This window comes from Mesorhizobium sp. M0968 (assembly GCF_040319065.1).
In the GTDB taxonomy this organism is placed as follows: domain Bacteria; phylum Pseudomonadota; class Alphaproteobacteria; order Rhizobiales; family Rhizobiaceae; genus Mesorhizobium.
The window spans coordinates 46626-59150 of sequence record NZ_JAMYNL010000010.1 but is presented as its reverse complement, the minus strand read 5'-3'; the positions used below and the strand labels follow the sequence as shown (position 1 = coordinate 59150).

The window sequence follows — 12525 nt, the reverse complement described above, 5'->3', positions numbered from 1 at the left end:
GGCTCGACGCTTCATGGCCTCGGGCCGCATTGCGGCGGAAGTGATGTTCGACGCGAATTAGCGTGGAAGACTTCGCAGTCGAGGACGTGTTCAAGGTCGGCCAGAGGGACATCAATTGCGTGGAATCAGCCGCGCCGAGCCGGGCGTCGGCTGCGCAAGTGTGCCCGAAGTAGGCATCCCAGAAAACAGACATCGTGCTTCGAGGAAGAGGACTGAAATGAGGAGAAGGCGAAATGTCTGATGCGGTCAGCCCGGCTGTCAACGAGGACGAGGCGGCCCTTGCCATGCCTTTTGTCAGATGCCTCGTGCGGCTGATCCGTGCTCAGGATGCCTCCGGGTCACGGGAAGGCAAATCGGACGCCGAACTGCTGGGCGACTTCATCATCACCAGAAAACAGCGCCGTGCGATCCCCATCATCGGCGATCCCGATCCGGACCTGCTGTGGAGGCTCGATATGTTCTACACGGCCGTCGGGCTTAGGATCGAGGAGCGCTCCGGCCTGATGACATCGCCAACGATTGAGATGAAACCCATGGGGGCTTCGGACGATTGCTTTTTACGGCCGGGCGGTTGGTCGCTCTGTCGAGACATCCACCGGTTCGGCTTCGAGACGTTCAGGAAGCTCGCGGAGGCCGGTACGAAACTGGTCGACGATGCGACTGCAGCCATCGAAGCCTATCCCGACGTGGCACGGGCGTGAAGAAACCGATTTCGAGGAAGGATTTATGTCAAAGCTAGATGAGATAGGGAAGAAAGTCCGAAAGCTTCAGCTGCGCGCGGCAATTGCCAAGATGAAATTGCGCGACCTTGCAGAGAATCTCCCGGGAAACTGGGCGGAGATAGAGGAAGTTGCCGAGGAAACGTCGGCCGTTTTTGCCGAGTTGGATGGTGCCAAGAGAGAGCTCGCTGCAATGAAGAAGTTACGATGACGAGCACATTCACCACCCGCGACGGCTCCGGATGGGTGCCGGAATATCTCACCGCTATAGACGGCATGACCTGCATCGGCTGCGGCCGCTGTTTCAAAGTCTGCTCGCGCGAGGTCATGCATCTTTACGGCGTCGATGACGCGGGTGAAATCCTCGGCGCCTGCGACGGCGAGGACGACGACGACTTCGATGGCGAGCTCAATCGCATGATCATGGTCGTCGACCATGCCGGCCGCTGCGTCGGCTGCGGAGCCTGCGCCCGCGTCTGCCCGAAGAACTGCCAGACGCATGTTGCGGCCGACCAGGTCGCTGCATGATCTGGCGGAAAAACCAGGAGAACGGCGTTGCCCTTTAGAATCTTCCATCGCGTCCTGTGGCTCGTCCTGTTCAGCAACGCTTTGGCTGTCTACTTCGCTTCTCATTCTATCCGGGCAGTAGTCGTCACAACGGTGGCTTGGTTGCTGCTCCTTCAGCTGGCGTATTTCGGTAGCGTGCTCTTTCTGATCTGGCGGTCGGGTTTCGCTCGCGAATCTGGGCAAAGGGCTGAGCATTTCAGCAGTTGCAGGGAAGTTGGATCCGAGCCGCCAGACCTTGATGAGGTGACGAATGAATCCGCAGATTTGCTCCAGCGCGATCAAATGCGGGCCATGTCGCTGCTGCTGCCTTGAGGCGCCCCGCCCGTCGAAAGTCTTGTGCGCCCATGGGTGCCGAACACGTACTCAACAAGGCGGTGGTCGCAGAAAGGGACCCGCACGTCGAGACCCAAAGCCATGCTCATCCGGTCCTTGCGGTCGAGCAGCGTCGGCAGGTGACGCGTGAGAAAGAGATAGCAGACCTCTCGTGCGGATCGGCCGAGGCCGGCCCGGTCAGGGCGGGTACTTCCGCAAGTGCCCTGCGGTACTGCTCGTCGAGGTAGCCGCCCCGAGTGATGTTTAAGACGGCATGCGGATTACATCGAGTGTGTGCTCCGGCGGCATCAGATTCAGGAGGATTTCGCCTCCATCTTCCGCACGATGGGAGAGACATCCTTGTTGGCTTCCGATGCGGCGTCTTTTCATGTCCGTTACTCGTCGTCAAATCGATTGTTTCGATGCAATGCATCTGCAGGATGCATGAACTCTTGTCGATTGAGATGAAGAGTTCAGAGCGTTTGAACGCAGATCAGCTCATCGAAATCCGCGCCGCGAGGAGATGGCAGAGCCGTTATTCCGCGCCGCAGTCCGTAAACCATTGGTTGCTGGCCCTCCCTAAGAGGAATTTCCGGTGCGGAGCTGCTCTAGTAGCCTGCCGGCAAAGGACAACGAGGTGCAAATCGGCCGCCGGCGCACGGTTTCCCTCAATGTCGGATACCCGACAGGAACACAAATCTGCTAACGCATTGCTTTAATGTAATTTCCTTTCTGGCACGTTCGATGCGGAGACTTTCCGAACGCATCACCGGGTGTCGTCCTATGATCAGGCTCACCGAAAATGCTGTCGCCGCATTTAAGACCGCGCTCTCGCTGGCCGCCAAGCCCGGCCGAAGGTCGGCGCATCATGGTCGAGGCGGGCGGCTGCGCCGGATTAGGATACGGAATCGATTGGAAAGCATCTCGCTGACGGCGACGCGGTCATCGAGCCGGGCGGAACTAGGATATGGGTCGATCCCGCCAACGAAGCATGTCCGGCATGACTGTTGATCGCGTCACTGGCTGGGATCCTCGGGCTTCACACCCGACACACGAACGCGAGCACAAACTCTCGCACATCCGGCCAGGACCGCGGCTCGAGAATACCCCCGTAAGCCCAAAGGCTATGGGCTATATTGGCCGCGAACATGTCGCCTACTTGGGAAACACCTATAGGAACAAGACAAGTGGAGCTCTCTTGCATTGGGGTCGGTTCTGGAACCGTCTATTTTGAGCTTTGCGTATCAGATACACGAGCAAATTGGGCAAGGGGCACTGTTCCTGGATCGGCAGGTCGACTTGGTATCCAGGCATCGCACTCGATTAACTCCAGGTCAGCCACTTCAAGTATCTGGGCACCCTACTGGCGCCCCTCTCGTCGCCCGCCTGGGGCCCAGAGCCGGATTATTCTGGCGGGGGCCTCCAACGGGTCGGCTACCGCCTCTCTCGCAACTTGCACAAGAGGCTGTTGCGTTAGTAGCCGAAGATACCACTGCTTCAACAGCTTAGGTTCGTCATGCGCAAACACAAGTTTTCTCGAACCGGGCTGTCGCGCGCGTTCGGTGTCGACATGGCCACGCTTGGAACGGGAAGCGCCGGCACGGGGTTTTCGTTCGGTAGGGTGGCAATGGTATCCATAAGTCCGGAGCCAAGGCACCAGGAAGAGCGCAGGGTGCTCCTATTCACCAAGGTCCGAATGTGGTGTGATCGACCAATGGATTAAATCGGCGGCACGCTGAAGTGTCGTCTGGGTCTGAGCATGATTGGATGAAACGGCGATGACATGTCCGATGCATTCTCGATGGCCGCCTTTCTTGGGGACTCGCGTCTTGGGTTCGATATAGAACTCGACCTCGGCGATGCCTGAGACAGCAGCCGCCCGACTGTCGCCATCGATCCAATCGAGGGTGCCATCGAGATCAGGAACCAGGAACCGTGCGGCCGCGGTGTTCGTCGGGCTTCTGCGCAAACTCCTTTGGGCACCAGTCACAAGTTTGATGTGCTCGGTCACGAGATCCACGCGGTAAACCAGCTGAACCAATTCAGGAGCAGGCGAAGCTGGAAGGTGCGGGCTGACTCCAATCACAACTGGACCACGCTTCGTCAACCGGAGTTCAATGTTCGTTGGCCCCCAGCCAAGGCCGAGTGCCCTCAAACAATTCAGCGAAACATTGGCAATACTATCATGCTCGTCTTCACTCAGCATAGCCGGATAGGTGCACTCGCGACAGATGAGATCCAGTGGTCGACTGAAGTAAAGGGCGGCAATTCCAATCACCTCATTTCCCATCATGTTAATGCTATAGTGGGGACCCTGTGTTAATTCTTCGACTAGTATCCGCGGCGAAGAACGCGCCATGTGATTCACACCCAACAGACTGGCTGTATGTTCCGCTAAATCTTTGAGATTTCTGCACAATCTGGCGCCGGTGCTTCCGCTGCCCTTGACGACTACCGGCAGTCCGATATCATTCGCAAAGCTCTCCACCTCCATCGCGTTCGCTGCCATGTGATACGCAGGTACTGAAACGCCAGCCTCCGAGAGAAGCTGACGTTGAGCGAATTTGTCGCAGCATTGTTCAATCGACGCAGGGTTCGGTCCCGGTAGACCGAAGTGCCGGCAGAGCTTACCAACTGTCGCGGAAACTGACACGTCGTCGCCCGCAAATCCAGTAATTCCAGCAATGTCGTAGGTTATACGCAGCCGGTAGCATTCGCGGATCAGCGCATCGATATTGCTTGTATCGATAGGAATAGCGTCGACGCTTTCCGCCCCAAGATATTCGTACTGAGCGGGATTTACCGCCAGGGTAATTGGATGGAGACCGAGACGCTGAGCCGCTTGAATGTGGAGCGGACCATTACCCCTATGACCTTCAATCAGTATGAGCGCTTTTCTTCCCACGGGCTATGGACTCCGATGTTGCGTGCTGTTGCGGCGGCCACGAGCGTAAGCAGGCATCCGTACCTAATCTCAGACTTGGCGGTGAAGGCAGGGAAACCGATACCCGCGGATCGCAAGGGACTGTCCTCAAAAGCCGGGCGCCCCTCATCATCCGGCGGGAGAATGGCGTTCCACGAGCCAGCCCGAGTCGGTAGACGACTTACCTTTCATGGAAGACTTAGCTTGGCCGTGCGGCCACCGTCCACGACGAAGGTCTGGCCGCTGACGAATGAAGCCTCATCCGAGGCGATCCATGCGACCATAGCCGCGACTTCCTCAACACGGCCGGTTCGGCCCAATGGATGAATGGCACCCAGCCTCCCGCGCGCCTGCTCGGGCAAAGCGTGGATGAACTTGACGTTGAAATCCGTATCGATCCAGCCAGGAGCCACGCTATTGCAACGCACCCCCTCCGGCCCGCCGTCGACCGCCACGGCGCGCGTCAGGCCATGCAGCCCTGCCTTTGAGGCACAATAGGCAGCGTGCCCGGGGTTAGAAGCCAATCCTTCTATCGAGCCGATATTAACGATGGCGCCGCGGCTTTTGCGAAGGTGAGGCATTGCGTGGCGAATCAGCAGGAAAGGAGCATCAAGATTGAGCGCCATTGTGCGTCGCCATTCGTGCAGCCCCATCTCATCTACCCTCGCTTCAACCATACGTCCCGCGTTGTTGACGAGGATATCGAGCCGGCCGGCTTGTTGAATGACGTGGTCAATGGCCAGGTCCGGAACGCCGGAGTCGCAAAGGTCAGCGACTATCGTTTCTAGATGACCGGTCTCTTCAAGTTGAACCGAAAAGACCCTGGCACCGTCGCTGGCGAGCCTGTCGGCGATTGCCGCCCCAATGCCGCTGCTGGCCCCAGTCACCAGGGCGACTTTCCCGGCAAAGCGACTCATGCGACTGCCCTTTCGCGGTTCCCCTGGACAAGCGCGCCGCGGGCTGGGCAAGCCGGGTTGACCCAGACACCTTCTCGCGCGTGATCGGGACCCATCCCCCGGGTCCGCGATTCGACGACTGCCCTAAGCATCCTCCTGAGCGAGCGTAGGATGAACGGTGGCAGGTCTGCCTCCCGTGCGGACACCTTGTAGCCGACCGCCTGCAGCCTGGGATACCCGACAATAAAGATAAGTTTCTTGATCAGAGCCGACGGCTTGGTGGGCTGATCTGACGGCCATGCGCACATCGCACGAGACCGGTCTGGCGCCGCCACTCGATGTCCGAAGTCAATTTGAGTGGTAACCCGAGAATCCGCGCTAAAACCTCTTCTCAGTTCGGTGCCTGAACCCTCCCAGTATGATCTAGCTAAGGCTCCAAAAACGTCGCGCAAAAAGATGGTGTAGATTGGTCCGGTGTTGGGAGTCGGTTTCGTCCAGCATTGCGATGGCATGTTCCGGCACGTGCACCGCCTAAGTCGGAAGAAGGCTTGGCGTAACGCCCAAACGAGAGGCGAAGCTTGCTGATCATAGCACGCACACAACAATTCATTTCGTTCAAGAAAGACGCCGGCAAACAGCCAGTGTATCAACCGGTAGAGCGAACTAGGCGATTCTTTCTCCGGCAGCTTCGCGTCGGGCGCCCGAGTTTCGCCATTTGCCGCAAAAGTCATCGTCTGGTCCATCAGGCTTCCTCTGGCCAAGTGCCGGCAAATGCGCTGAGCGCTTTCGGCCTCCGACGTCGGCAGTTCCTGCTGCCTGCTATTAGGAACACTCAAAAGTCGTGCCAAGTGGGCATCAAGACGTTAAAAGAACTTCTAGTTATTATTCAAAGCCTTAGATGAGAGTGCGTCAGCTGCAGCCAAACGCCACAGCGTCACCGAGTCGACAAAACCGACAGTTTGTCTCGGCGCTCGTCGCTTTGAGGCTTTCGAAGTGGCGTGTTTTTTTGTCCTTGAGTCGGACTGGAAAATCCCACAAGGCCATCGACTTGGGGCGTAGCGATTGTAACGCAGGGAAACCACGGCTCAGCCGACAGGCAGGTAAGCAACCGTGTTTTCATGTCGATGCTGAGTGCCAAGGCTTGTTAGTCCGCAGAACTTCGTCGAGGATCGTGATGAGCTTTCGCGTCGCGCGATGACCACCTTTGCCTGCTTGCCCTTGGCGCGCGGGCGCTGGCGGAACGCAGCGAAAACGACTCTATGAAGGGCCCGCGCTGAGGGCGTGGCGCTACAGGACCGGGCAGACACTGGGCGTGGAAAGCAGCAGGCGGTCGCTATAAGCCAAGCGGGATCGGCCAATGGAGTGGACAATGCGTTTGTCGAGCAGCAGGATGTCGGCATCGAGCCGGCTCCAAGGCGCTTGGGCGGCGCTTGAGAGCGGGATCGCGCAGGTGCTCGAGCCGGTTGTTAAGGTCATGGCAAGTTTTTGAACCTGCCGCAAGCGATGGGCCCGCCGCGGCACGACCCTAGTTGCTGCGGCCACGCCAGGGAAATGAGCGAATTGGCCGGTAAGCCATTCCGGCTATCAATCCTTTCTATGTTTTCTCCTCGGGCGGCCACGCTTTGGCACCTTCGGCAAAGTGCATTGCGGAGCTGCACAGAAAGCGTCGTAGCAAACCTTCTTACCCTTGTAGTTGGCCAGGGCCTGAAGCAAACTTGGTAGAAGGTACTGTTTCAGCTCGTCCAGGATAGGCCCCGGACGGTCCAGCGACTTCAGTGCCATCTCGATTAATTCGATCGCGCGATTTTGGTTGCCGCTCTCGTGATAGTATCGAGCGACCGCCGGATAAGCCCGGAACTTGTGGCCGTCGCCTTGCGGTGGATTGAGTGCCAGGATATGCTCGACGAGCTCTTTGCCGAGCGCGAAGCGCTCATGAGAAGGAAAGTGCGAGTGGTCATGCGCCGGACCGAAGAGTTGGTCTAGTGTTGCCAGCAGCCAATGCTCGGAGTTTCGGCTGATCGCGTCGCGAACCAATTGGCGTATGACAGGCAACCCGGTCCGCATGTCGTGCATCCTGTGAAGCAATAGATGCGCATGAGCAAGGCGGAAATTGATATCGCCCTCCATCAAGGCGGTGCCCTCTTCGACTGCCGAGAGTGCCGTCTTCCAGTCCTCTTTCCTCACTGCCGCCCAAAATCTCTTATTGATTGACTTGTTCAACGCTTGTTCGCGTGCTGTGAGCTCTCTATCGGCGATCTGCTTCGAGTCGGCGGCTTTCGCTGCGTCGCTGGTGCGCCAGCTGCCGTTGAGCACTTTCGGCAAGATCTCATCAAGTTCCGTCGGGTGACCCATAAAGGCGATACGGCCGTCTAGGTCGATCACGAACGAGGTCGGAACTCCGACAGAAGAGCTGGCTTCCATCCAAAGCTTTGTCATTTCGCCTGTGTAGTCGAACGCGATCGGAAAATTCAGATTCGAGCACTTTTCGGTCAACCACGCGTCCAGCTTGGCTCGCGCCTCAACGGCCGATGAGGCGCGTTCATGAGCCGCGACTCCGACGACCTCGAGTCCGCTGTCTCTAAACTTTTCCTGCAACTGTATCAGATGGCGCATCGCCGCCGCACATGGTTCGCTCCCGGTTGCCCAAAATTCGACGACGTACACTTTGCTGGGCTGGAAGTGTGCGATGGGCTCGCCGCGCAGCCAAGTCTCCACTTTGATCGAAGGAGCCGGCGACTCCATCTGCAATACCATATTGCTCTCCAACGCCATACCAAAGTTGCGCGCCTTTATGGGCAAGCTGTTCCCTGAAAGACGGGGCACGGGGGCCGACGAAAAGGAAGGGGCATCGCTCGTCCTGCGGGCTTCGATGCGGTCAGCCGTCAATCAGTTTTGCTGCACTTCAATTTAGCAAAAGCCGTGCCAGCGTGCTGAACGCCCAGTGACTGCATAATTACCCTGAAAAACATCCATGTGCCCCAAGAGTGACGGATGTAATGAAGCTGACATTTTTGCCAGTGTTTGTTTTGCACCCGACATTTTGCAAGCGGCTGTCGGTCTGGGCATATAGAGTCGTCGCCCTCACTGCGATGGCCCAGCAGTACCTGAATGCTCTTGTGTCCCGGGCTCGCGGCGTGAAAAGCGGCAACGAGGTTTTGACGCGTTTCACTGCTTCACGTTTGGGCCCTCCACCGCCTTTCATGGAGGGATCGGATTCAGTCAAACAGCGAACCGTTCAAATTGATGCATTTACGAATCATCGGCGTCCTTTCAGTCAACACCACAAGCAAATGATGGACACCGTCCACTCGGGTGTTGCACCCTTCCAGGTGCTGCTATGAATCCACCAACGTTGGAAGCAGCCCTATCTCTCTTGGAAGGTGCCCCGGGTTTTCTTGAGGTATGGTGCGTAGAATCCGGACACGAGCATAGGATGATCACGAGGCAACGCGGAGAAGCCTCCGGCTGAACCCTGGCAATTTCTCGATGAACACAGACATACCGATACTCCGATGCACTCGAATTCCGATGTAGCGTAGTTCCACGTCACTTCGGCGCCAGAAGAGATATCCTGAACAGCAACAAAGTCGTAGGCCCCGAAGCGATTAGGCACAATCGCTAAGTTTGGATCACAAGAATGATTCACAATGACAGCCGGCTCCTGAAAGAGAGCATGGACATTCCAGTCCAATTGAAACGAATTCGTCGTTCGTGTCCTCTCCATGCGTTCAATTAGCCCTGTGATAACAATTTCCCCCGGCAGGAAATCGCGAGCGGCGAATACCCCGCGCCCTCTATCGCCACCCGTGCTGAGGATTCTTACGCTACGGTCATTGAGCTGCTTTGCGCAGGCGACATCATCCGTCAAAATAGACAAGATTTTGTTTAAGTGGTTATTCGACATGGCCTATTCTTTCCATCCAAGGCTAGTTTCTGCTGAGAGATTCTTAAATCTTGCAGAGAATACACACTCTGTTTTCTGAAGCGTCATTCTTTACTTTTCCAAGTACTGCTGAGGCATACGAACTGTGGATGCCGATGCCCAATTGCCGCAAAGGGATCTTACTCAGACCTGGCATGTAGCGTTCCTCCCTTCGGACCATTCCCCGACATGAATGCCGCTAGCAGCGACCGCTCCTCCGCAACACGAACCCTCAAATTTCGTGCCAATCGAGCCGAAGAAGAAATTTCGTGATGCCTTTCGGTCATTATCTGAGGCAAACAAGAGAACGGCTAAACCAGGCGTGTTTAGCGGATCCGACAAACGTGACACCAGATGTCGCATAGCGTTGCTGGAGGAGCTTGTGGCTAGACCGTGGATGGCGAAGACGTGGGGGCGATTTGACAGGAAATCCGCCGCAGGGACGTCGGTCTATACTCATTCCAGCTGCCATCGAACTGGCGGTTCGCACAATTTAGTACGAACCGGAGTCCAACGGCGACCAAAGCATCGCCGTTTGCGTCTCTCAGCCCGAGAATCGAGGAGTGCAGCTGACAAAGCCTGGCGGGCAGCTCTATGACCAGGTGTGCACCAGCTTTCGCGGTCTGGGATAGGTGCCTGCGGCCTTGCTCACGCTTTGGCCAAGTGAGCGTAACTTGCTGCGAAACGTCGGAGCATGTATTCGCCGCAAGTTACCGGCTGGTAGCGCTGTGGGTTGCTGTCCGTGACACATGACTTTAACGGCTCTATGATCGCATCGAAATCAGGGTCGATAAAGAAGGGGACTGAGTATCGCTCGCGCCCTGAGCTATTCACCACGCGATGCATGTTGGCCAGGTAGACATCGTTGGTGAGCCGCTGAATCAGGTCCCCGATGTTGATTATGAAAGTACCGTGGATCGGTGTGCCCTCTACCCAATCGCCATCTCGGTTCAGGACCTGAAGACCGCCCACGTCATCCTGTGCCAGGATGGTCAAATTACCGTAGTCTGTGTGGGCGCCAATTCCGATCATGTCCTCGCTAACATGGCCGCTCTGCGGCGGGTAGTGGAGCAGGCGCTGGACGCTGATCGGGTTCCGCATGAAATTCTCGAAATAGCTTTCCGACAGGTCCAGGCTGAGCGCAATTCCCTGCAAAAGTTTTTTCGCGAGGTCCACCATCCTTTGATGGTATCCGTATGTCAGTTCCCGAAACTCGGGCCAATTTGAGGGCCACTGGTTAGGACCGAAAAACGGACCTTCCAACACCGAACGTTCAGGTCCGAAGTCAAAGCACTCCTTAAGGTCTTTCGTCTTTCCGGGATCGGTGTTTTCTCCAAACGGCTCAATGTATCCGCGAAAAGCCAAATCGGAATTTCTAGTGTGCAGTAAGGTCTTCTGCCATAATGGCAAATCAAAGAACTCCCGGCTGACACGGAAAACCGAATCTATCAAATCCTGCGGAATACCGTGGTTCTTTACATACATGAAACCGGCGTTGGACAGCGCCCATCGTATTTCACTAGCCACCGCTTTTTTGTTCGTACCATCGAGAAGTGGGCCTATATCGACCAATGGTATTTTATCAAAGCTTTCGCGTTTTGCTTTCAATTTGTCGTCTAGCCTGACTAAGAAATCCTTGGACATAAGTACACCTGTTTAACAATGGGGAGTCGGAGCATCGCTTCGACGATGTGGTTCGTGGAGCGTCGCAACGCGAAAAGCGTCGGGAGACGTGACGTGGTCCCCGCCATTTCGGCCGCGATCATCGGCCCGCAGTACCCATCGGCCAGACCCAAATCGTAGGAACTGGCCCATCCGCGGTAGAAGTGGTCTAAGCGACCGGCGTCGCCGCCGAGGGCGTGGGAATCCTTGATGTGCTTGCGTGCGGCTTGCTCCAGTGCCGTCTGCTGATCAAGTGTTCATGGCAGCTCCTGCGTTTAGGAGGTCGTGATGAGCAGCGGCCCGTCCTACACTGCTGCTAACTGCCAGATGAGGACATCAAACCTCGTGCCAATTGACCAAAGGGGACGTGAAAAAAACACTTTTATGAATGTTTTCCGCTATTTGGGCTGAGGCATGATAACAGGTTGGCTCTAACTAGGCCTGTATGGTTGACTACAACCCTACAAGAGTTTCGGATTGTAGAACCTCACACTGCTGTACGTTGACGACGCCGCGGAGCGCGGGCCCGCAGGTCGTTTGCGCATTTCGCTGATTGTGAGAGCCATTTCACCTAAATCACTATGCAGGTCTGTCGAAGCGGCCGCTATTTCCAGAAGATCGCGGCGTTGTTCGTCGTTGAGCTTCTCCGGCCCCCAATATCTAAGATCAGCAAGTCGGTTTTTGTCAGGCTATTGAGCAGTGCGTAACGGCCGTCTCCGCGGGCAAGACGAGCGAGGCGAAGAGGCGCGGCACGCGGGGGTACGCGACCGAGAAATCCTCGCTGCATGCCCTTAGGGCCGAGCGCGCAGGCCAGCCAGCTTTTCCCGACGTTCGTTCGAAAGTGTCATACTGCCGGGTGTCCGGCGCATGAGGTTCGGATCACATATCGCTTTCATCCACGCGCGGGAGGTTTCGTCACTGTGGTCGGTGTCCGTGGGCATGCTGGCGCCGATCGTTTCATTATCCGCCAACCCGATCGCACCTTGGCTCTGCTGCCTGCCTGGATGGCCAACGCGGCTGGATTGTTATGCGAACTTGTCCAGCATCCGAAGCTTCCGCTTCAGAAGCTCAACATACTTCACGCTTTGGTCAGCGCGCACGTAACCTGGCTCAGAGAGGATTCTCTCTCAACGCGAGGAGCCGCAGATGAAGGAGCAGAGACGCAGCCAAGGGGATTTATTCGAACCAACCAGGTTGCCGGCGGAGCGTCCGCTCTGGGTGAGGAAGACGCTGACGCCACTGCTCCAGCTTCTTCTGGTCGAAGCGGCAGCTTAGGCGCCACGAGAGGAGAACAGAGAGTGGATTGGCGAGGAGGACGGCAATTACCATGATACGTCTGAACACTTAGCTCGGAGCGCGTTCGTTTATATGCGCCAGTCGACGGCTGATCAGGTCCACAACAATCATAAGCGCCGTCGGCGCCAAATATGCGCTCGCCGATCGTGCTCGAGCTCTCGGACGGAGCGCCGTCGAGGTAATCGATGCTGATCTCACCCGCTCCGGCTCGGGGATCGTACGGCCGCG

The 12525-nt window shown here is 56.8% G+C and carries 13 protein-coding genes and 1 pseudogene; 6 read left to right on the top strand and 8 right to left on the bottom strand.

The window, feature by feature from the left end; genetic code table 11:
- The first annotated feature begins 233 nt into the window (after positions 1-233).
- From NKH67_RS18980 to NKH67_RS18965, 4 genes are read left to right on the top strand one after another with little or no spacing between them, the layout of a single operon-like run.
- A complete protein-coding gene (locus NKH67_RS18980) occupies positions 234-701 on the top strand; it encodes a NifX-associated nitrogen fixation protein (protein WP_353031531.1) in 468 nt (155 codons plus the stop codon).
- 25 nt (positions 702-726) lie between these two features.
- Entirely contained in the window at positions 727-930 is a 204-nt protein-coding gene (locus tag NKH67_RS18975; protein WP_353031529.1) for a CCE_0567 family metalloprotein, read from the top strand.
- Positions 927-1247, top strand: coding sequence for a ferredoxin III, nif-specific (gene fdxB, locus NKH67_RS18970; RefSeq protein WP_352485057.1), 321 nt, complete (start codon positions 927-929; stop codon positions 1245-1247). Before NKH67_RS18975 ends, fdxB begins: the two co-directional genes overlap by 4 nt.
- Positions 1248-1274: 27 nt before the next feature.
- Complete coding sequence (locus tag NKH67_RS18965; protein ID WP_353031527.1) at positions 1275-1598, top strand: exopolysaccharide production repressor protein; 324 nt, start codon at positions 1275-1277, stop codon at positions 1596-1598.
- On the opposite strand, the pseudogene NKH67_RS18960 reads toward NKH67_RS18965, so the two are convergent.
- The 5 genes and pseudogenes from NKH67_RS18960 to NKH67_RS18940 all read right to left on the bottom strand — a co-directional run.
- Positions 1565-1771: pseudogene (locus NKH67_RS18960) on the bottom strand (asparagine synthase-related protein); the annotation flags it as partial. The gene NKH67_RS18965 and the pseudogene NKH67_RS18960 overlap by 34 nt on opposite strands.
- 1505 nt (positions 1772-3276) lie before the next feature.
- The gene (locus NKH67_RS18955) at positions 3277-4503 is read right to left on the bottom strand and encodes an ATP-grasp domain-containing protein (protein ID WP_353031525.1); all 1227 of its coding nucleotides are present in this window, start codon (positions 4501-4503) and stop codon (positions 3277-3279) included.
- A 206-nt stretch (positions 4504-4709) separates the two neighbouring features.
- Positions 4710-5438: an SDR family NAD(P)-dependent oxidoreductase gene (locus tag NKH67_RS18950; RefSeq protein WP_353031523.1), complete on the bottom strand. Its 729-nt coding sequence runs from the start codon at positions 5436-5438 to the stop codon at positions 4710-4712.
- Between the two features lie 1266 nt (positions 5439-6704).
- Positions 6705-6893, bottom strand: coding sequence for a hypothetical protein (locus tag NKH67_RS18945; protein ID WP_353031521.1), 189 nt, complete (start codon positions 6891-6893; stop codon positions 6705-6707).
- Between the two features lie 108 nt (positions 6894-7001).
- Positions 7002-8171: a TlpA disulfide reductase family protein gene (locus tag NKH67_RS18940; RefSeq protein WP_502893772.1), complete on the bottom strand. Its 1170-nt coding sequence runs from the start codon at positions 8169-8171 to the stop codon at positions 7002-7004.
- A 242-nt stretch (positions 8172-8413) separates the two neighbouring features.
- Between NKH67_RS18940 and NKH67_RS18935 the strand changes: the two genes are divergently transcribed.
- A complete protein-coding gene (locus NKH67_RS18935) occupies positions 8414-8758 on the top strand; it encodes a hypothetical protein (protein ID WP_353031517.1) in 345 nt (114 codons plus the stop codon).
- A 23-nt stretch (positions 8759-8781) separates the two neighbouring features.
- Here NKH67_RS18935 and NKH67_RS18930 read toward each other — a convergent pair whose 3' ends face one another.
- From NKH67_RS18930 to NKH67_RS18920, 3 genes are all read right to left on the bottom strand, one after another.
- Complete coding sequence (locus NKH67_RS18930) at positions 8782-9321, bottom strand: SET domain-containing protein-lysine N-methyltransferase (RefSeq protein ID WP_353031515.1); 540 nt, start codon at positions 9319-9321, stop codon at positions 8782-8784.
- Positions 9322-9987: 666 nt separating this feature from the next.
- On the bottom strand, positions 9988-10983 hold the full coding sequence (locus NKH67_RS18925) for an isopenicillin N synthase family dioxygenase (RefSeq protein WP_353031513.1): 996 nt from the start codon (positions 10981-10983) through the stop codon (positions 9988-9990).
- A gap of 622 nt (positions 10984-11605) precedes the next feature.
- The gene (locus NKH67_RS18920) at positions 11606-11788 is read right to left on the bottom strand and encodes a hypothetical protein (RefSeq protein WP_353031511.1); all 183 of its coding nucleotides are present in this window, start codon (positions 11786-11788) and stop codon (positions 11606-11608) included.
- Between NKH67_RS18920 and NKH67_RS34190 the strand changes: the two genes are divergently transcribed.
- Entirely contained in the window at positions 11787-12332 is a 546-nt protein-coding gene (locus tag NKH67_RS34190; RefSeq protein ID WP_502893768.1) for a DUF5372 family protein, read from the top strand. The genes NKH67_RS18920 and NKH67_RS34190 overlap by 2 nt on opposite strands.
- Positions 12333-12525 lie beyond the last annotated feature (193 nt).